This window comes from Pseudomonas sp. DF5, assembly GCF_058148225.1.
In genome coordinates this window covers 1-18,026 of sequence record NZ_JBYVYM010000003.1, presented here as the reverse complement: position 1 = coordinate 18,026, position 18,026 = coordinate 1, and the positions used below count along the sequence as shown (strand labels likewise).

21 protein-coding genes are annotated in these 18,026 nt (G+C 59.1%); 10 read left to right on the top strand and 11 right to left on the bottom strand.

Annotated elements, in window-relative coordinates; genetic code table 11:
• Positions 1–128: 128 nt before the first annotated feature.
• Together tpx and AC30D7_RS03565 are read right to left on the bottom strand one after the other, a co-directional pair.
• Entirely contained in the window at positions 129–629 is a 501-nt protein-coding gene (tpx, locus tag AC30D7_RS03570) for a thiol peroxidase (protein WP_018926141.1), read from the bottom strand.
• Between the two features lie 182 nt (positions 630–811).
• Complete coding sequence (locus AC30D7_RS03565; protein ID WP_490133077.1) at positions 812–1,255, bottom strand: SRPBCC family protein; 444 nt, start codon at positions 1,253–1,255, stop codon at positions 812–814.
• A 184-nt stretch (positions 1,256–1,439) separates the two neighbouring features.
• Between AC30D7_RS03565 and AC30D7_RS03560 the strand changes: the two genes are divergently transcribed.
• Together AC30D7_RS03560 and AC30D7_RS03555 are read left to right on the top strand one after the other, a co-directional pair.
• On the top strand, positions 1,440–1,865 hold the full coding sequence (locus AC30D7_RS03560) for a YciI family protein (RefSeq protein WP_490133076.1): 426 nt from the start codon (positions 1,440–1,442) through the stop codon (positions 1,863–1,865).
• 1,287 nt (positions 1,866–3,152) lie between these two features.
• Entirely contained in the window at positions 3,153–3,290 is a 138-nt protein-coding gene (locus AC30D7_RS03555) for a hypothetical protein (protein ID WP_490133075.1), read from the top strand.
• Positions 3,291–3,350: 60 nt separating this feature from the next.
• Here AC30D7_RS03555 and AC30D7_RS03550 read toward each other — a convergent pair whose 3' ends face one another.
• From AC30D7_RS03550 to AC30D7_RS03535, 4 genes are all read right to left on the bottom strand, one after another.
• On the bottom strand, positions 3,351–4,022 hold the full coding sequence (locus tag AC30D7_RS03550; protein WP_490133074.1) for a DUF3313 domain-containing protein: 672 nt from the start codon (positions 4,020–4,022) through the stop codon (positions 3,351–3,353).
• A gap of 154 nt (positions 4,023–4,176) precedes the next feature.
• Positions 4,177–5,145, bottom strand: a complete 969-nt coding sequence (locus tag AC30D7_RS03545) for a hypothetical protein (RefSeq protein WP_490133073.1) — start codon at positions 5,143–5,145, stop codon at positions 4,177–4,179.
• A 269-nt stretch (positions 5,146–5,414) separates the two neighbouring features.
• Complete coding sequence (locus AC30D7_RS03540; protein WP_490133072.1) at positions 5,415–5,909, bottom strand: DUF934 domain-containing protein; 495 nt, start codon at positions 5,907–5,909, stop codon at positions 5,415–5,417.
• Positions 5,906–7,579, bottom strand: coding sequence for a nitrite/sulfite reductase (locus AC30D7_RS03535; RefSeq protein ID WP_490133071.1), 1,674 nt, complete (start codon positions 7,577–7,579; stop codon positions 5,906–5,908). Before AC30D7_RS03535 ends, AC30D7_RS03540 begins: the two co-directional genes overlap by 4 nt.
• 435 nt (positions 7,580–8,014) lie before the next feature.
• On the opposite strand from AC30D7_RS03535, the gene ccoN reads away from it, so the two are divergent.
• Both ccoN and AC30D7_RS03525 read left to right on the top strand, forming a co-directional pair.
• Positions 8,015–9,442 (top strand): cytochrome-c oxidase, cbb3-type subunit I, encoded by a 1,428-nt coding sequence (ccoN, locus tag AC30D7_RS03530; RefSeq protein WP_490133070.1) that lies wholly within the window; start codon positions 8,015–8,017, stop codon positions 9,440–9,442.
• A gap of 15 nt (positions 9,443–9,457) precedes the next feature.
• Positions 9,458–9,679, top strand: coding sequence for a cbb3-type cytochrome c oxidase subunit 3 (locus AC30D7_RS03525; protein WP_490133069.1), 222 nt, complete (start codon positions 9,458–9,460; stop codon positions 9,677–9,679).
• A 120-nt stretch (positions 9,680–9,799) separates the two neighbouring features.
• On the opposite strand, the gene AC30D7_RS03520 is transcribed toward AC30D7_RS03525, so the two are convergent.
• Positions 9,800–10,294 carry a hypothetical protein gene (locus tag AC30D7_RS03520; protein ID WP_490133068.1) on the bottom strand — a complete coding sequence of 165 codons (495 nt, stop codon included), beginning with the start codon at positions 10,292–10,294 and terminating at the stop codon, positions 9,800–9,802.
• A gap of 70 nt (positions 10,295–10,364) precedes the next feature.
• Positions 10,365–11,141, bottom strand: a complete 777-nt coding sequence (locus AC30D7_RS03515) for a helix-turn-helix domain-containing protein (protein WP_490133067.1) — start codon at positions 11,139–11,141, stop codon at positions 10,365–10,367.
• Positions 11,142–11,219: 78 nt separating this feature from the next.
• Between AC30D7_RS03515 and AC30D7_RS03510 the strand changes: the two genes are divergently transcribed.
• Positions 11,220–11,912: an aspartate/glutamate racemase family protein gene (locus AC30D7_RS03510; protein ID WP_490133066.1), complete on the top strand. Its 693-nt coding sequence runs from the start codon at positions 11,220–11,222 to the stop codon at positions 11,910–11,912.
• A 1-nt stretch (position 11,913) separates the two neighbouring features.
• On the opposite strand, the gene AC30D7_RS03505 is transcribed toward AC30D7_RS03510, so the two are convergent.
• Positions 11,914–12,435 (bottom strand): GNAT family N-acetyltransferase, encoded by a 522-nt coding sequence (locus AC30D7_RS03505; protein ID WP_490133274.1) that lies wholly within the window; start codon positions 12,433–12,435, stop codon positions 11,914–11,916.
• A 536-nt stretch (positions 12,436–12,971) separates the two neighbouring features.
• Here AC30D7_RS03505 and AC30D7_RS03500 point away from each other — a divergent pair.
• Together AC30D7_RS03500 and AC30D7_RS03495 are read left to right on the top strand one after the other, a co-directional pair.
• A complete protein-coding gene (locus tag AC30D7_RS03500; RefSeq protein ID WP_490133065.1) occupies positions 12,972–13,256 on the top strand; it encodes a DUF3077 domain-containing protein in 285 nt (94 codons plus the stop codon).
• On the top strand, positions 13,253–13,519 hold the full coding sequence (locus AC30D7_RS03495) for a short-chain dehydrogenase (RefSeq protein ID WP_490133064.1): 267 nt from the start codon (positions 13,253–13,255) through the stop codon (positions 13,517–13,519). Before AC30D7_RS03500 ends, AC30D7_RS03495 begins: the two co-directional genes overlap by 4 nt.
• Before the next feature lie 65 nt (positions 13,520–13,584).
• On the opposite strand, the gene AC30D7_RS03490 is transcribed toward AC30D7_RS03495, so the two are convergent.
• Together AC30D7_RS03490 and AC30D7_RS03485 are read right to left on the bottom strand one after the other, a co-directional pair.
• Positions 13,585–14,571, bottom strand: a complete 987-nt coding sequence (locus AC30D7_RS03490; RefSeq protein ID WP_490133063.1) for a LysR substrate-binding domain-containing protein — start codon at positions 14,569–14,571, stop codon at positions 13,585–13,587.
• A 92-nt stretch (positions 14,572–14,663) separates the two neighbouring features.
• A complete protein-coding gene (locus tag AC30D7_RS03485; RefSeq protein WP_019579292.1) occupies positions 14,664–15,104 on the bottom strand; it encodes a carboxymuconolactone decarboxylase family protein in 441 nt (146 codons plus the stop codon).
• 208 nt (positions 15,105–15,312) lie between these two features.
• Here AC30D7_RS03485 and pdxR point away from each other — a divergent pair, with 208 nt between their 5' ends.
• From pdxR to AC30D7_RS03470, 3 genes are all read left to right on the top strand, one after another.
• Positions 15,313–16,746 (top strand): MocR-like pyridoxine biosynthesis transcription factor PdxR, encoded by a 1,434-nt coding sequence (gene pdxR, locus AC30D7_RS03480; protein ID WP_490133062.1) that lies wholly within the window; start codon positions 15,313–15,315, stop codon positions 16,744–16,746.
• A 123-nt stretch (positions 16,747–16,869) separates the two neighbouring features.
• Positions 16,870–17,163, top strand: coding sequence for a putative quinol monooxygenase (locus tag AC30D7_RS03475; protein WP_490133061.1), 294 nt, complete (start codon positions 16,870–16,872; stop codon positions 17,161–17,163).
• 285 nt (positions 17,164–17,448) lie between these two features.
• Entirely contained in the window at positions 17,449–17,868 is a 420-nt protein-coding gene (locus AC30D7_RS03470; RefSeq protein WP_490133060.1) for a cupin domain-containing protein, read from the top strand.
• The last annotated feature ends 158 nt before the right edge of the window (positions 17,869–18,026 follow it).

The window sequence follows — 18,026 nt, the reverse complement described above, 5'->3', positions numbered from 1 at the left end:
AAGCACTGGCGGGTATTAAGCAAAGCGCCTTTACCGGCAATTTACCTTTGGCTTACGTAACAGGAAGTTAGGACACAAATGAAAACGGCCTGGACAGGGCCAGGCCGTTAACAATTGTAAAACTTTGCTTACTTCAGAACGGCGAGCGCTGCGTCGTAGTTCGGTTCTTCAGCGATTTCCTTGACCAGTTCGCTGTGCAGAACCTTGTCGTTTTCGTCCAGAACCACGACGGCACGGGCGGTCAGGCCTTTGAGTGGACCATCGGCGATGGCCACGCCGTAGTTTTCCTTGAACTCGGCACCGCGCAGAGTCGACAGGTTCTGTACGTTTTCCAGGCCTTCGGCGCCGCAGAAGCGGGCTTGGGCGAACGGCAGGTCGGCGGAGATGCACAGCACGACGGTGTTGGCCACATCATTGGCCTGGGCGTTGAACTTGCGCACCGAGGTGGCGCAGGTCGGGGTGTCGACGCTTGGGAAGATGTTCAGCACTTTGCGCTTGCCGGCGAAGCTCGCCAGGGTCACGTCGGACAGATTGCCGGCAACCAGGGAAAAGGCTGGCGCCTGGGAACCGGCTTGTGGCAGTTGGCCGTTGACTTGAACCGGGTTGCCTTTAAGAGTGACTTGAGCCATGAACGGAGTCCTTCTGAACGTTGATGTAGAGAATTTTGACGAGGCCGAAGTTAACCACGAAATGGGCTGAGGACCTATGCCCAGATACAAATTGTGATAGGTCGTCGCGCAAACTGGATACAAGCGCTCCAACAAAACTTACAAACACTGCACAACCCTGTGGGACCGCATACCTGCTCGCACTATCCGAGCAACCGCAACATATTGCGGTGCCGCGCCGCGAAAATCCGCCGCATGTAAGCATTCACCAGCAGCCCTTCAGTCAAAGCACCGCCAATCGCCGCATAGGTCACGCGGTCGGTGTACAGCGTACCGCCCTCACCCACCCCCACCCGATGTTCATGACGAAAGGCACGCAGCGGCCCCTTGAGCATTTCATCGATGAAATGCGTGTCGCCAACCTCCCGGATCACCACCGTCCAGTTCGACGGGATGACGTTGAACATCCAGTGTCGAAACCGGAACTGGCGGCCGGCTTCGATGCGCAGGTTGTTCAGGTCGATATCACCCAACGGTGTAACCCGTTCCGGGAAAATCTTCGGGAAATTCACGCCTTCCAGGCAGAAGTCGAGGACTTGCGAGGGCGTGCGATTGGGGATCAGCGTGGTGAGTTCCAGTACGGGCATAAACAGTGGCATTCCAATGGCCAGAGAATTCGCAGACTACCACTACACTAAAATCCGACCTATCCCCCCGCGGGATACGGGGCGTCAGAAGGTTTGTGCGATATTTCTTTAGCCGCGTTGTCGATTTTGCGCCTGGCCATTCGACTAGACAGTGATTAACTCACATTACAACGGAGACAAAACCATGCGATTCATGATCATTGTAAAGGCCAGCCCCGATTCCGAGGCCGGCGTGATGCCCAGCGAAGAACTGATGACCGCGATGGGCAACTACAACGAGGAACTGGCCAAGGCCGGCATCCTCATCGATTGCGATGGCCTGCAGCCCAGCAGCAAAGGCGCGCGCGTGCGTTTCTCGGGTGACAAGCGCACGGTGATCGACGGTCCGTTTATTGAAACCAAGGAACTGATCGCCGGTTACTGGATTTGGGAGGTCAAGTCGAAAGAGGAAGCGATCGAGTGGGTTAAACGCTGCCCGAATCCGATGCCGGGCACCGAAGCAGAGATCGAGATCCGCCCGATCTATGGGGCGGAGGATTTCGGCGAGGAGTTCACCCCGCAACTGCGCGAGCAGGAAGAGCAGATACGCGAGCAAATGAAAAAAAACTGATCAGTTCCGAGATAGGAACTACATCGTATCGCGTAATTGCTAGCTATCCCGGAAACATTGGCCAATTGACCCGCTTTTTCCAACACAGGAGAAGGCGGTTTTCTGGGCCCGCGAACAACTCACTTGGACAAAACGACGATCGGTAGCGCTTTCGCTCTCTAAAAACGTTCAACCTGTCAAATATGTCAGTAGCAATCCTTGAAGACACGGAGTTACATCGGTTTGGCAGCGATAAGCTTCTTTAGCGCGCAAAAACCTTAAGCTTTTTAGAGCAAGGAGAGCCAGCATGCCAACGCCAATAGTGACCACGACATATTACGGGGTCATCAAGTCCGTTACTTCCTTCAGCTACCCCTCCTCAGGAGGTTATACCCCTCCAAGACAATACGATGTCGTCGTTATTGTCGATGGCAATTCCAATGAAGTCACGGTTAGATCTGAAAAGCCGCATTTCAAGGAAGGACAAAGAGTTTCATTTACTAGCACCACAGGCCCTAAGGGAACACTAGTTGCGGGACTCACATAACCACTCGGGGCAATGCTGTTCATGGAAACGGAGTGACCTTACGATCAACGTATGGCCTTTTGCAGCGCAACCCGATGGATTTCCAAGGGTCGCGAAAGGCCGCTATCCAGGAAAATAGCCGGTCGCGCATCGGCGAAGGCAAGCGGTGCAAAAAACAGCCCGGACGCCTGAGTCGGCCCTACTCCTTGCTGATAGCGCTCATCAGCGAGTTGTGTTTGCGCGACCACCAACGACGTTTCAGCGTCCGTTTTCGGGCCCTTTTTCTCTTCTTGCTGCTCGTACCACCGAATCCGCCTGAAACCCCTCCACCGACGCTTAAAACGCTGCCCGAGGATGATGGTCCCGGCCTGATGACAACTTCTCCTGTCGATTCATCGTTCAATATGTTTTGTGCCATACAGCCACTCCTTGTCTGTAGGGCACAGCATGTCGATCAAGCCGCAGTCAGGTGCGGTACATAGTTATAGGTGTGGATTTAGATCGCGAGAGCCGATAAAGAAACACTGAAGCACATCCTGACACCCCCGTAAGAGCTACCGAAGGCTGCGATATTTTGATCCTGTTGTTGGCTCGCTCGGAAAGAGCAAGATCAAAAGATCGCAGCCTTCGGCAGCTCCTACGCGAGGTTCGACATTCAAAGGGATTGGGTCGACAAAAGAGCAGCATGATTAGACAGTTGACGCGACAACCACCTGCTAGAGTAAAAAAAGCCTTCATGCAGGCCAGACCGAATGTCATCGTCGGAAAATGAGGAAACGTCTATGAAAGGTTTGCTTCGCGTCGCGGGATTCAGCCTGATGGCGCTTTTCGCCAGTTGTGGTGTCGGTGCCCAGACAATGCAAAGTCATGCAGCGCCGATTGCGCTCACTGTCATACAGGCCGACATCTTGGGGGAATAGCCAAGGGGGATTGATCGTTCCCATGCCTGGGAACGATCTTGCGCGAGCAATAAACCCGCGTTACTTGGACTTGAACTTTACAAACGACTGATTCATGTCCGAAGCCCAGCCATCGATCACGTTTTTCACGTCATCGGCCTTCATCACCTGATCTTCGTTTTCCAGCGGTTTGCCGGTGCCCTTGCGCACCACCTGGGCGATGACTTTATTGGTGCTGCCATCGAGAAACACCGCTTCGGTGGCCAGATCGGTTTGCTGATCGCGAATACCGCTCGCGGTGCTGACGGCCGCCGCCACCAAGGCGATCGGGATCACTTCATAAGGCTTGAGGCTTTCGGTCTTGCTGCTGACGGCGGTAATCGCCGCACGCACCACGATCACGCCCGGGCCGGGGCCGCTGGCCAGTGGCAGGGATTTACCCAGTTCGCGCTTGAGCGCCTGATCGTAGTAGCTGGTAATGCCGTTCAGCGTTGTCTGAGGGATTTTCGCTGTCGGTTGCGGTTTGGGGTAGAGCTGAGTCGGCTCGATGTAGGCACTGGTGTATTTGTTGACATTGAGCTTGGGATCGACCCAACGCATAACCACGGCGCCCGATGGCGACTTGGCTTCCTTGAGCTGACTGTAATCCTTGAGAAAGCCGGAGTACTGGTCTGGCTCGACGACTTTGCTGGCGCAACCCACTACCCCGATCGAGGCGACGCACAGTGTGCTCATCATTAACGCAAGCTTCATGCTTTAACTCCTGTCAGAAGGACGGCCACGGTATTGCATACGGGAGTTACAGGTATAGCTAATGCTCGGCGTTTTTGTATCGAAAATTACAATGCGGCACTATTCAAAGACCCCTTCACGGGCAACGAACGCTTCGTGCGTCCCCGAATCCGGTTCACCACGAAGACCCGCTTTTCGCTGCCAACTCCCGCCGGCTATTGGCCCGCATCGCCTTGATCAACGACACCGTGCCCACCAGGATAATCACCGCGCCGAACAGGAAGTCGATGGTGTACAGCTGGAAGTCGTTCAATGGCCCCACCAGGAACACCCGGATCGCGCCGATACTCACCAGCGTCGCGAGAAAGTCGATCCCCGGCTCGTCGCGATAGAACACGTGCAGCAGCGGCAGGCACATCACCAGCAACAACAGCAACACAATCACCTTGAACGAGCCTTTGCGCTCGACGCTGAATGCACATTCGTTGGCGCCGTAGGGCTTATAGTCTTGCTCGCTGATCAACGAATTTTTCTCGTTGATGTACTCGGCACGGTTGTATTTCTGGATCGGAGTGAAGGTGTTCGACATCTGCATGCTGGTGGTGACGTTTTTGAAACGCAGGTCGACGCGCTCGTTACCCTTGAGGTAGTACAGCACCGGTTTGTAGCCGTAGCGGTAGGTGTCGAATGGAAAATCCGTCGCACGCCCCTGGACGTCGATGGGCCGGGACTCAAGTTCGGCGTAGGCACTTTTGTTGACTGAAGACAGATTGCGGCTCAGGGGTTTGATCTTGACCTGTTCCATGAAAATCGGCGCAACGCCGTAGGACCACTGCAGCGGCTCCATGCGCAGCCGCAGTTCGTTGCGGCCCAGGTCATAGCGATCAAAGGTGCGCTCGGACACGACAACCGCCCCCGAGAGCATGAACTCGCCGTGAACGTTGTTGGTGATACGCAGCGACAGTTGATCCTTGCCCTGCCCGCTGCTATCGCTGGCGGGCGGCGTGCCGCACCAGGCGTAGCTGTCGAATGCATCCCCGAGCTGGCCGTTACGGTTCTCTTTGAACACATAAAAGTAACTGCCCCACAGGGCCGCCATCAGCAACAGCGCCATCAACCCTAAAATCTTCTTGCCCGCGCCCAAACCAGACTCCTTTCTTCACCAGCTCCTTAAGAGACGCGGACTCTACCAAAATGCCATCAGTGGCCCAAGCAAAAAGACCTGGACAAGGAAGATCCCTGTAGCCAAGGGGTTAGATTCAAGTCGGCGAGTTAAAACGCAGTCCTTGTGGGAGCGGGCTTGCTCGCGAGTGCGGTGTGTCACTTAACAAATAAATTGACTGATCTACCACCTTCGCGAGCAAGCCCGCTCCCACAAGAATTGCGCTTAGCTCACTGGCATCGGGGCAAGCCTCAACGCCGTCGAAACAACGGCCGCGGCTCAATCACCGAACGCCCATACAACACGCTCATCCCCGCCAATCCCTTCAGCGCATCTTCGGCAGACTTGTCTTCGCGCACGGCAAAGCTGTCGAAGCCGCATTGGCGCATGTGGCTGAGTTGATCGCGCAGCACATCGCCAATCGCGCGCAATTCGCCTTGCCAACCGAATCGCGTACGCAACAGATAGGCCTGGCTGTAAGCGCGTCCGTCGCGAAAACTCGGGAAGTCCAGGGCAATCAGCGGCAGGTCGGGGAACCACGGAATCAGATTTGTCACTTCATCGTCTGGACCGAGCCAGACACCTTCGAGCGCGGTTGTGGTATCGGCGTTAAGCGCCAGCCACTGGGGTAATGGCAGGATCAGCGGCCCGGTTGGCAGTTCACCGGTCGTTTCACGAATCAACTGCCACGGGTCATCGCGCACCCACTCGGCACCGCCCTCTCGCAAACGCACCAGATTGTTCATGCCGACACCTCCAGCACCTTCGGATAAACCCGCTCCTTGAATGGCTCCAGACCGATGCGCGCCAGGGTATCGACGAACAGTTCTTCGCTCTCGCGGTAGCGCACGAACGTGCCGATGATCCGTTCAATCACATCGGGCACTTCGGCGGCACTGAAGGACGGGCCGATGACCTTGCCCAACGCGCTGTTCTTGCCCTGGGCGCCGCCGAGGGTGATCTGGTACCACTCGCTGCCGTTCTTGTCGACGCCAAGGATGCCGATGTTGCCGATGTGGTGATGGCCGCAGGCGTTCATGCAGCCGGAGATGTTCAGGCTGATGTCGCCCAGGTCATGCAGGTAATCCAGATCGTCGAAACGCGCCTGAATCGCTTGCGCGATGGGGATCGACTTGGCGTTGGCCAGGGCGCAGAAGTCGCCGCCGGGGCAAGCGATGATGTCGGTCAGCAAGCCGATGTTGGCACTCCCCAGGCCTTGCTCGCAGGCCAGGCACCACAGCACATGAAGATCGGCCTTGGGCACATCCGGCAGGACGATGTTCTGTTCATGGGCGATGCGGATTTCGCCGAAACCGAACTGCTCGGACCACTGCGCCACCGCTTCCATTTGCTCGGCCGTGACATCCCCCGGCGGCGCGGCGATGCCCGGTTTGGTCGACAGCACCACGCTGGCATACCCCGGCACCTTGTGCGGCTGAACGTTGCGCGCCACCCAACGGGCGAACGCCGGGTGCTCGGCCAGGCGTGTGCCGAAGTCCAGGTCGGTGCCGGCCAGTGAACGGTAATCGGGTGGCACAAAGGCACTGGCGACACGCTCATACTCGACGTCGGTCAACTGCGCCGGGCCGTCCTTGAGGTGTTGCCACTCCTCCTCCACTTCCTTGGCGAACGCTTCGATCCCCAGCGCCTTGACCAGAATCTTGATCCGCGCCTTGTACTTGTTATCACGCCGTCCGTGGCGGTTGTAGACCCGCAGCACCGCCTCGACATAAGACAGCAAATGCTGCCACGGCAAGCCTTCGCGAATCTGCAGACCGAGAATCGGCGTACGCCCCAACCCGCCACCCACAATCACCCGCAAGAGCATTTGCCCGCTGTCGTCGCGATAAAGATAAAGACCGATGTCATGCATCATGATCGCCGCGCGGTCCTGTTTCGACGAGCAAATGGCGATCTTGAACTTGCGCGGCAGGAACAGGAATTCCGGGTTGATGGTCGACCATTGCCGCAGGATCTCCGCCAGCGGACGCGGGTCCATCAGCTCGTCCGCCGCAACGCCGGCGAAGGCTTCGGTGGTGATGTTGCGCACGCAGTTGCCGGAGGTCTGGATCGCATGCATTTCCACTTGGGCAAGGCGTTCGAGGATGTCCGGAACCTGAGCCAGTTCGATCCAGTTGAACTGCATGTTTTGCCGGGTGGTGAAGTGGCCGTAACCACGATCGTAGTCCCGGGCAATGCTCGCCAGAGTGCGCATTTGCCTGGCGCTCAGGGTGCCGTAAGGAATCGCCACGCGCAGCATGTAGGCGTGTTTTTGCATGTACAGGCCATTCTGCAAACGCAGGGGCAGGAACTCTTCTTCGCTCAATTCGCCGGCCATGAAACGTTCGACCTGATCGCGAAACTGCGCAACACGCTCGAACACCAGGGCCCGGTCATAGTCATCGTATTGATACATGTGGCTACCTCATCAGGAAAGTTCTCACCCGCTACCCGCGGCGCCGCATCGCCCGTAGCAGCTGCCGAGCCCGCGAGGCTGCGTTCGGCTGCGCAGCAGTCGCAAACCCTGCACTCCCGGTTCACCTGACAGACCGCGTCGTTAGCTTTCACGACTGCTGCGCAGCCGAACGCAGCCTCGCGGGCTCGGCAGCTGCTACGGGGTTTCGGATGTTTGTGGTGATGACTATGAAGCAACAGCGCAGTACGTTACAGATTCAGCTAAACACTAAAAAACCGTATCAGGACGCGACTGATGGCCGCAGGCGTGCCCCGCATCTGATCCGTATAAATGAAAGTTTCCTGAGACTGTTTTGTTTCCGGCAGGGTTTCTACAGTTCATGGCATGCCAGACCGGGTGGCCTGGCAAGACTTTGCAACCGTGGAAGAACTGACCATGAGCACAGCAACAATCGGACTGGCCTATAACTACAAGGTCGTCCGCCAATTCGTCGTGGCAACTGTGGTATGGGGCGTCGTCGGGATGGCGATGGGGGTATGGATCGCCTCGCAACTGGTATGGCCCGAGATGAACCTCGACCTGCCATGGACCACCTTCGGCCGCTTGCGCCCGCTGCACACCAGCCTGGTGATTTTCGGCTTTGCCGGCAGCGCGCAATTCGCCGCCAGTTACTACGCCGTGCAGCGCACCTGCCAGGTACGGCTGTTCTCGGACAAGCTCGCCGCATTCACCTTCTGGGGCTGGCAATCGGTGATTGTGGTGATGCTGATAAGCCTGCCGCTGGGCTACACCACCACCAAGGAATACGCCGAGATCGAGTTCTCCGGCGCGGTGTGGATGACGGTGGTCTGGCTCGCCTACGCCGTCGTGTTCTTCACCACCGTGGTGCGCCGCAAGACCAGGCATATCTACGTCGGCAACTGGTTCTTTGGCGCGTTCATCGTGGTGATCGCGATGCTGCACGTGGTCAATCACCTGTCGATTCCGGTGGACTGGTTCAAGTCGTATCCGGTGTATTCCGGGGCCACCGACGCGATGGTGCAGTGGTGGTACGGCCACAACGCGGTGGGCTTTTTCCTCACCACCGGGTTTCTCGGGATGATGTATTACTTCGTGCCGAAACAGGTGGGTCGGCCGGTGTATTCCTATCGCTTGTCGATCGTGCACTTCTGGGCGTTGATCACCCTGTACATCTGGGCTGGCCCGCACCATCTGCACTACACCGCGTTGCCGGACTGGGCGCAGTCTCTGGGCATGGCGATGTCGCTGATTCTGCTGGCGCCGAGCTGGGGCGGGATGATCAACGGCATGATGACGCTCTCGGGCGCCTGGCATAAGTTGCGCACCGACCCGATCCTGCGCTTCCTCGTGCTATCCCTGGCCTTCTACGGCATGTCGACCTTCGAAGGGCCAATGATGGCGATCAAGACGGTCAATGCCCTCTCCCACTACACCGACTGGACCATCGGCCACGTGCACGCCGGCGCGCTCGGCTGGGTAGCGATGATCACCTTCGGCGCCATCTACCACATGGTCCCGAAAGTCTTTGGCCGCACGCAAATGCACAGCGTGCCGCTGATCAACCTGCACTTCTGGCTGGCGACCATCGGCACCGTGCTGTACATCGCCTCGATGTGGGTCAACGGCATCACCCAGGGCTTGATGTGGCGTGCGATCAACGACGACGGCACGCTGACCTACTCGTTCGTCGAGGCGTTGCAGGCCAGCCATCCGGGCTTCATCGTGCGGTTTGTCGGCGGGGTGTTCTTCCTCAGCGGCATGCTGCTGATGGCTTATAACGTGTGGCGTACGGTGCGGGTTGCAGATGTGAAGATGGCCGAACTTGAAGCGCAGTATGCCTGAGGCAAGGAGCCCGACATGATCGAGATGGCGCTGAATTTATTGGGTCTGCTGGGGCTTTGGCTGGCGATCGAATACTGCCTCAAACACCAGACAAACGAGAGCCTGGACGATGCCAGCCTGATACCGTTTGCGGATGACCCCGAGGTGGCGCGGCGGGTGGAATTGGCCACCGGCAAGAAAGTGAATGCCATCGCCCCGGAAGAGGCGAAGCCGGGCTGGGGCAACCTCGAAATCTGAGGTACACCCCATCCACTGTGGGAGCGGGCTTGCCCGCGATGGCGGCTTAACATTCAACATTTGTATCGACTGACACTCCGCAATCGCGGGCAAGCCCGCTCCCACAGGGTTGAGTATCGATTAGTTGCGCTCGCGGGGAATCAGGCTCTGCAGTTGCTGCGCCAAAAAGTTCGCATCGAAGGCAAACGTGTCCGGGTCTTTCAGGCCATTGGTCTTGCGCCATTGCCAAGCGCTGGACGGTGGCAGGCACACCAGCGAAATGCTGCCATAGCGCGCCGCGGTCAACCCCATCACGGCCAGGGAAATCTGCCCACCCGCGCCCATCACATCCGGCACGAATTCAACCGGTTTCCCTGCGATGACGATGCTCAGTTTTTCGGTCTTGAACGTCGACGTCTCCACCGGCACGCTCGGCCCGGACGCGACATAGGCCTCGCGGCTCACTTCCAGCAGGTTCGGCGCCAGGACCGGTGCCAGCCACTGCTGGATCTGATCGAACAACTCACCAATGCGCGTCGCCCACACGGCCGATTGCGCCTCAAACTGTTGCTTCTTGTGCGCTTCGCTTTCTGCGTAGTGGCGAAGCATCTCACCCAGTTGCTGTACATCGTCCATTGCGGTGTTCCTTTGGTTGAAGCGCTGCTGCGGACTTTGAGCATGGCAGATGCGCGCTGCCGGCGTACGACTAAAAGCGCGAGCGGTACTGGCTGGGGGTCATGGCCAGGTATTTGCGAAAGGCACTGCCCATGTGGGACTGATGGGCGAAGCCGACATCCAGAGCGATGCTGGCCAAGGGTAGCGCCGTGCGCTCGATCAGCCTGCGTGCGGCCTGAAGCCGCACTTCAACGAGGTAAGCGTGGGGTGTCAGGCCGATAGTGCGGGTGAAATCACGCAGAAAGCGCAGTTCGTTGTGCCCATAGGTGACAGCCAATTGTTCCAGCGTGAGGGGGTGCTGGAACTGCTCGGCGATCTGTTCCATGACTCGGGCAAAGGCCTTGGACGTGGCATGCTGCGTTGTATCGGTTATCGAACCCGCGACGCCAACCAGCGCCACGGCAGATTGCTCAAGCGCCAGCAGGTCGGGCTGCGTGGCGAGCAACTGACGCCGCATATCTCGCGCCAGGGTCAGCGCACGCCGATTGCCGCAAGATTGCATGCGGTGAGCGACAGCCGGTAACCGTTCGCTGGCGAACGGCTCGTCCAGCCGCATCAGTAGATACTCCCCCCCAGAGGCCGATTCGGAAAACACCTCCACGCCGACCGGCGTGTACGCCAATACGCCCGGCCAGGTATCGAAATCCGTCCGCCGGTCAGAATCGATCGCGTGCACGCCCTGCTGACGTTCCAGCGTCACCCCGAGGGTTTGCGACTGCGCCGGATCCCGCGCACTGTAAGGCGCACGAGGCAAGAGTTGCAGGCAGAGTCTGCCGCCCAACAGGTTCTCGTTCAGCACACCGGGCATGTGAAATTTCCTGATAGATCGGAACAATGATCCACTGGACACTCTCCCCCAAGGGTTTGCCATTCACAGGAGTACGACATGCGCACCATCGGCCTTATCGGCGGCATGAGCTGGGAGTCCAGCGCCGAGTATTACCGCCTCATCAACCAGCAGGTACGCGATCGCCTCGGGCCTTTGCGTTCGGCGAAATTGCTAATGTACAGCGTCGACTTCGGCCCTGTCGAACAGGCCCAGCATGCCGGGCGCTGGGACGATGCGGCGGCGATTCTGGTGGATGCCGCGCAACGCCTGGAGGCTGGCGGCGCTGACTGCGTGGTGCTGTGTACCAACACCATGCACAAGGTGGCCGGGCAGATTCAGTCCGCGATAGATGTTCCGTTCCTGCACATTGCCGACCCTGCCGCTCAGGCGGCGCTGGATGCCGGTGCGCTGCGGGTGGGCCTGCTCGGTACTGCATTCACCATGGAGCAGGACTTTCTCAAGGCACGTCTGACGGCCAAAGGCCTGACGGTGCTGGTGCCGGAGGCCGAAGAACGTCGGGCGGTGCACCGGATCATCTATGACGAGTTGTGCGTCGGGGTAATCAGCGAGGCGTCGCGCCAGGTTTATCAACGGGTGATCGAAGCGCTGACCGAACGCGGCGCCCAGGCGATCATCCTCGGCTGCACCGAGATCGGGCTGCTGATCAAACCCGAGCACAGCGCCCTGCCCTTGTTCGACACCACCGAACTGCACGCGCAGGCGGCGGTGGCGTTTGCCTTGGGCGACTGACTCAATCGGCCTTGGGCGTGCGACGCAGGCGCGCCATGCTCAGGGTATCGACCAGCCGACCGTCACGCACAGCATAGTCGCGGAACAGGCCTTCGGTCTCGAAGCCGAATTTTCGGTACAGGCCGACGGCCGCTTCGTTGTCGGCGTACACCGAGAGTTCGACCCGTTGCAGGTTCATCCAGTTATCGGCGACGTCGAGCGCCGCTGCCAGCAGCTTCGAACCGACCCCCTTGCCTTGCCAAGCCACGGCCACACCCATACCGAAGCTGCCGGCGTGGCTGCGGCGAACACGCGAAAACTGTTCCAGACCGATGTTGCCGATGACCATTCCCTGGTGCAGCGCCACCAGTTTCACCGCCCGTTCATTGTCCGCCATCAGGCGTTGGCGCCAGACTTCGGTGGACTGAAACGGCATTTGCAGCACCTGACGGGCCACAGCCGGGTCGTTGTAGAGGGCGGTGACACCCTCGATGTGGGATTCGTTGAAACGTTCAAGATGGATGGCCGGGTCGTGGTCGGGCATGGTGGGTTCATCCTTGATCGAGATGTGGCCGATCACTCTAAACCGCCATTCCCATGAGTGGCGAGATTAAAATGTGGGAGCGGGCTTGCTCGCGAAGGCGGTGTGTCATTCAACATCCAGGTCGACTGAATAACCGCCTTCGCGAGCAAGCGCGCTCCCACAGGGATCTGCGTCATTTCTGGAACCGGGTCTGCCGCTTGTAGAAGGCAGAACGAGTGGAATTCATACCGACACAGACCTACACGCAAAGCAGCGCTTCAGCGGTTGACTGCCCTGCCCTCACTCCCTATCCTCGCGCCTGTCACGACTCATTCGTGATCGGGTTTGACGGCTCGAATTTTCTTACGACGTGCATAGCCTTTCTCTGCTCGAGCACTTTTGTGCCCGTTGCATTTCTTTATGGCGACTGTGCGCGGGGCACCTTCGGGTGCGCCGGGTTCGTGAGACCGGTCCGTCAACCCACGCACAGTTGCCACCCAATTTCGTTTGACGGCGATTTTCGTGGCAGCTCTTTTGAATCTCACGGAGCTACACCCATGACGGAACCAACCACAAAATCCACCCCCTTCGCCCCCTGCGATCACGTCGACCACCACCTCTTCGCCGTACAACCCGGCATCCCGCTACTCGATGCCCTGGAACACGCCGCGGTCTACCTCAGCTGCGCCGAAGCCCTCGCCCATCAAGCTCCCAGCGCCACCCGCCCAGAGCACAGCGCCTCACTCCGCTGGGCCAGCCAGCAAATGCTCGGCACCGCGCGGTCTCTGGTGCAGGCCTCCATCGACGGTCTGCACAGCGCGCAAGCAGGGGGTGAAGCATGAACCCACACATGCCAATGACCCACAATGACGGCGACATGCCGGTGCTGCTGGTTGCCACCGAGCCACCACTGGATCTGCTGCACCGCAGTGCCGCCAGTCGCTTTCTGGCGGTGACGCAGATGATGGAAAGCCTGGCCAGTCTTGATATCACTCAGGCCAAAGGCGCCGACGTGCAGCAACTGGCGCACGCGGCGGCGATGTTGTTGCGCGATGGTTGTGATGTGATGGATGTGCTGGGGCGGCGGATTCGGGCGCGGGATTGAGGTCGACGCCCAGGCACTGTGGCCAGGGGCAAGCCCCTCGCCACAAACGCACTCTTGCCAGAAGCTCAGTCGAGCTGCTCGAACCACTCCCGCCGCTCGTTGAAGGTGTTGCGGATCAGCTCGACGATCCCCTGCACCTCGGCCTCATTTCGGGAGTCGGCATTAACCGCCATCCACACCTGGCGCTGCATCGGTTGGTTGAACAGCCCGGGCAACGCCAGCAGCCCTCGATCGAATCGGCTCATGTAGTGCGGCAGCAAACCGATGCAGGCACTGCAACGGATCATCTCCAGCATCAATTCATAGGAATGCAACTGCACCACCCCCGCCAGACGCTGTTCCACCAAGCTATTCCACGGTAGAAAGTTGTCGACCTGGCGGTCGTGCTGCCATTGCACCAGCATGAAATCGGTCAGGTCACCCAGGCTGTCCGGGCGGGCCGCGACCCGCGAGTAACGTTTGGCAATGTGCGGCAGATAGTCCAGCCGTGCCAGACGCTGGGGCTCGCTGATGGCGAAACTGGGGCCGGGCGATGGCGAATCGGTGCCCGCCAGCCACACCACCACATCGGCGCTGATCGCCCGTAGGGACAACTCGCTATCGAGGGAGATGATGTCCAGGCGCACACTGGCGTTGCGCCGCAGCAGCGCGACCAGGTCGCGACCGAGGATGTCGTGCAGGATCGACTCGGCAACGGCCAGGCGCACCAACGGCTGTTCGATCACTGGCAAATCGCGCTCACGGGCCAAGGCCATCAACTGCGCCTGAAGCTGCAACCCGTCACGACTGAGGGCAAAGCCATTGCCCGAATGGCAGAACAGCGAGCGCTGCAGTTGCGCTTCAAGTTGCGCCAATTGTTTACGCAACTGGGTCGACTTGATGTTGAGACTGCGGGCCGCTTGCATGAAACAGCCACAGCGGGCGCTGACCCTGAAAGCCTGCAGCAACACCGGATCGATTCCGGCTATCCGTGCGTGAGAGGCGTTGCTGTGTTCTACGGGCGAACGGTACTCGGCCACGCCCTGACGCCCGGCGGATTCCATGAATGACATCGATGACTCCCTGTCGATCTGTCCTTGACCGTTTCATCCTGCTGATCGTTCATGAATCTGATGTGACAAACGGGTAAAAACCAAACCAATAATCAACTGCTGGGCGTTTGCCGAAAACTCACCGCCAGGCGATTCCAGCTGTTGATGGCGCTGATGGCCATCGTCAGGTCGACCAGTTCCCCTTCACCGAACTGCTCCCGGGCCAGTGCATAAACATCGTCCGGCACGTGGCTTTGCGCAAGCAGGGTCACCGCTTCGGTCCAGGCCAGGGCCGCCCGCTCCCGAGGGCTGAAAAAGCCGCTGTCACGCCAGACCACGATCGCATACAGCCGCCGATCGGTCTCGCCGATACGACGTGCGTCCACCGAGTGCATGTCCGTGCAGAAGGCGCAGCCATTGAGCTGCGAGGCGCGGATCTTGATCAGGTTCAGCAACGCCGGTTCGATGCTCAGATCACGGGTCAAGGCCTCCATGGCGATCATGGCTTTCATCGCCTTGGGCGATGCGCTGTAGTAATCCAGGCGAACGGTCATGGCGGCGGCCTCGTGGCGCGAATCGGTATCTCCACGTTAGGCGCTGATGCACGAGCGTTACAGAGCCAATTCAGCGAAAAAGCCATGGACCGCCCGGTAGCAGGCCAATCGCAGGTTTTTCACCCACGCAACTTCTGCACAGCCGTTCATGCGGGTAATCTGGCGCGACGTACAGTCGCCTCACAATCGCCCCAGGAGCCTCGCCGGTATGGAACTTCATGTTGTCATCAACGGCCGCAAGGATCTGGCAGGCCAGCTGTACCGGCAACTGCGCAGCGCCATCGAATCCGGGCGTCTGGCAGCCGGCACACAATTGCCGCCCAGCCGTTTGCTGGCTGAACAACTGGGGATTTCGCGCAAGACCATTTCCGACACCTATGCGCAATTGACCTACGAAAACTTCCTCACCGGGGTGATCGGCAAAGGCACCTACGTCAATGCCCGGGCGGCAAAAGTCGTCCTTAAACAGAGCCATTCGGAGTTGGCCAGCTTTGACGTCATCGAGAGCTGGCGCAAGTTGCCGACGTTCTTGCGCCACCCGACACTGGAAGGCTCGCTACGCTACGATTTCATCGGTGGCGCTACCAGCAAGGGCCAGTTCCCGCAGGACGACTGGCGCCGTTGTACTTCCCATGCCTTGCGCCAGATCGCCGGTTCCAAGGGTTTCTATAGTCTGCCCGAAGGCCTGCCGGCGTTGCGCAATGCGATTGCGCGGCATATCGCGTTTTCCCGCGGGGTCAATTGTCAGGACGAAGACGTGGTGGTGTGCAACGGTGCGCAGCAGGCGCTGGACCTGATCTCCCGGGTGCTGACCCAACCGGGCAGCCTCGTGGCCATGGAAGACCCCGGTTACCCGCCAGCGCGCCTGTTGTTCGGGACTCATGGCGCAACGGTGGTCGGCATACCGGTCGATGCGCAAGGCATTCAGGTCGAGCACATTCCCGACGGCACGCGGCTGATTTATGTCACCCCCTCCCACCAGTTCCCCTTGGGCATGCCCATGAGCCACGAGCGTCGGCTGGCGTTGCTGGAACGGGCCCACGAACTGGGCGCGATCATCATCGAGGACGATTACGACAGCGAGTTCCGCTATGAAGGCCGGCCCACCGACTCGCTGCAAAGCCTGGACGAGCGCGGCATCGTTGCCTACGTCGGCACCTTCTCGAAGACCCTGTTGCCGGAGTTGCGGCTGGGGTACGCGATTTTGCCGCCGGCGATTCTCGAAGCGGTGATCAGTGCCAAGCAGCTCACCGACCGGCACACCTCCACCCTGCCCCAATGGGCGCTGGCCAAGTTCATCGCCGAAGGCTGTCTGCTCAAGCACATTCGGCGTTGCCATACGATTTACGCCGGGCGCCGCGAACGGATCCTGGCGCGGATGGCGGGCGACCTTTCGCCATGGTTCGAGGCGGTGCCGACCACGGCCGGGTTTCACATGGCAGTACTGTGCAAGGTGCCGGTCGATATTCCATTGGTGATCGAACTCGCGAAAAAAGTCGAAGTGGGGCTCTATACCCTGGACGACTTTTTTTACCAGCAAGCGCCACGGGCCGGGCTTTTCCTGGGATTCGGGGCCATCGAAACCCTGGACATCGACATCGCCCTGGACCGCTTGCGCGACATTCTGCAGCAGGTTGCCTGAGGGATTGGTCTGCGGGTTTATCCGGTGATTGGCTATTGGCGGTCCGGGGGTGCAGGCCTATCCTGAATGGGCGTTATCCCTCAATGAGCAGGATTCGTCCGGCCTGATTCAGGAGTGTGAGTAATGTCCAACCAAGTGTTCAACACCGTAAAGGTGCAGGCTGCCGCCGGTCGCTCGGACGAACTGGGCAAGCAACTGCAAAAGATTGTCGACACCCTGCGCGAACTTCCGGGCTGTGACGGCTATATGGTCGACCGCTGCCCCGAAGACGACACCCGCTGGACGGTCAGCGCCCGCTGGCAATCGGAAGCGGCCATGCAAGCGCATTTCAATCGCCCCGAAGTGCAAGGCTTTATCGGCCTGATCGACAGCCGACTGGCCAACGCCGTCGACTTCAACAGCTTTCCTATCGTCTAAAACAAGATCAAAAGATCGCAGCCCCGTAGCAGCTGTCGAGCCTGCGAGGCTGCGTTCGGCTGCGAAGCAGTCGTGAGTCCAGCTGACGCGATCTGTCTGACGCACCGCGAGTTCTGATTTGACGACTGCTTCGCAGCCGAACGCAGCCTCGCAGGCTCGACAGCTGCTACAGGGAACGTAACATCAGTGATTGGTCCCCTCACCTTCCGGAAAATTGGCCGTTTGATTCGCCGATAGCGCGGCTTACTGTGGTCCCTGACGACTCACCACCACAGGTAATCAACCATGAATGCAATTCGCTTTTTTGCCGCCTCTCTCACCGCCCTGGCGCTGAGCGTTTCAGCCTCGGCATTCGCCGACAAAACCGCCGCCCCTTCGGAAAACGTCACCGTCCTGCAGGACCAGATGCTAAAAAACGCCCCCGGCAAAAAGGCGTTGATGATCGAAGTCGATTACGCGCCGGGCCAATCGTCCATCGCCCATAAACACCAGGGCACGGCCATGGCCTACGTGCTGTCGGGAGAGATCACTTCTCAAGTCAAAGGAGAAAAAGCGACCACCTACAAGGCTGGTGAATTCTGGTACGAACCGGCCGGCTCGGAACATCTGGTCTCGAAAAATGCCAGCGCCACAAAGCCTGCCAAGCTATTGGTGTTCATGGTGTTGGCCCCGGATGAGAAAGTGTTGATTCCATTGGAGAACTGATAGCTGAGGCGTTGCTGATGGCCTCTTCGCGGGCAAGCCTCGCTCCTACACTCATACGTTCATACGTTCATACGTTCATAGGACACTAACTTTGTAGGAGCGAGGCTTGCCCGCGAAGAGGCCCGACCAGACAGCACAAAACTTTCAGGCAAAAAAAA

Coding starts and splice junctions, on each gene's coding strand:
- tpx (WP_018926141.1), bottom strand. CDS start 629: ATGGCTCAAGTCACTCTTAAAGGCAACCCGGTTCAAGTCAACGGCCAA.
- AC30D7_RS03565 (WP_490133077.1), bottom strand. CDS start 1,255: ATGCCCGTACTGGAACTCACCACGCTGATCCCCAATCGCACGCCCTCG.
- AC30D7_RS03560 (WP_490133076.1), top strand. CDS start 1,440: ATGCGATTCATGATCATTGTAAAGGCCAGCCCCGATTCCGAGGCCGGC.
- AC30D7_RS03555 (WP_490133075.1), top strand. CDS start 3,153: ATGAAAGGTTTGCTTCGCGTCGCGGGATTCAGCCTGATGGCGCTTTTC.
- AC30D7_RS03550 (WP_490133074.1), bottom strand. CDS start 4,022: ATGAAGCTTGCGTTAATGATGAGCACACTGTGCGTCGCCTCGATCGGG.
- AC30D7_RS03540 (WP_490133072.1), bottom strand. CDS start 5,909: ATGAACAATCTGGTGCGTTTGCGAGAGGGCGGTGCCGAGTGGGTGCGC.
- AC30D7_RS03535 (WP_490133071.1), bottom strand. CDS start 7,579: ATGTATCAATACGATGACTATGACCGGGCCCTGGTGTTCGAGCGTGTT.
- ccoN (WP_490133070.1), top strand. CDS start 8,015: ATGAGCACAGCAACAATCGGACTGGCCTATAACTACAAGGTCGTCCGC.
- AC30D7_RS03525 (WP_490133069.1), top strand. CDS start 9,458: ATGATCGAGATGGCGCTGAATTTATTGGGTCTGCTGGGGCTTTGGCTG.
- AC30D7_RS03520 (WP_490133068.1), bottom strand. CDS start 10,294: ATGGACGATGTACAGCAACTGGGTGAGATGCTTCGCCACTACGCAGAA.
- AC30D7_RS03515 (WP_490133067.1), bottom strand. CDS start 11,141: ATGCCCGGTGTGCTGAACGAGAACCTGTTGGGCGGCAGACTCTGCCTG.
- AC30D7_RS03510 (WP_490133066.1), top strand. CDS start 11,220: ATGCGCACCATCGGCCTTATCGGCGGCATGAGCTGGGAGTCCAGCGCC.
- AC30D7_RS03505 (WP_490133274.1), bottom strand. CDS start 12,435: ATGCCCGACCACGACCCGGCCATCCATCTTGAACGTTTCAACGAATCC.
- AC30D7_RS03500 (WP_490133065.1), top strand. CDS start 12,972: ATGACGGAACCAACCACAAAATCCACCCCCTTCGCCCCCTGCGATCAC.
- AC30D7_RS03495 (WP_490133064.1), top strand. CDS start 13,253: ATGAACCCACACATGCCAATGACCCACAATGACGGCGACATGCCGGTG.
- AC30D7_RS03490 (WP_490133063.1), bottom strand. CDS start 14,571: ATGTCATTCATGGAATCCGCCGGGCGTCAGGGCGTGGCCGAGTACCGT.
- AC30D7_RS03485 (WP_019579292.1), bottom strand. CDS start 15,104: ATGACCGTTCGCCTGGATTACTACAGCGCATCGCCCAAGGCGATGAAA.
- pdxR (WP_490133062.1), top strand. CDS start 15,313: ATGGAACTTCATGTTGTCATCAACGGCCGCAAGGATCTGGCAGGCCAG.
- AC30D7_RS03475 (WP_490133061.1), top strand. CDS start 16,870: ATGTCCAACCAAGTGTTCAACACCGTAAAGGTGCAGGCTGCCGCCGGT.
- AC30D7_RS03470 (WP_490133060.1), top strand. CDS start 17,449: ATGAATGCAATTCGCTTTTTTGCCGCCTCTCTCACCGCCCTGGCGCTG.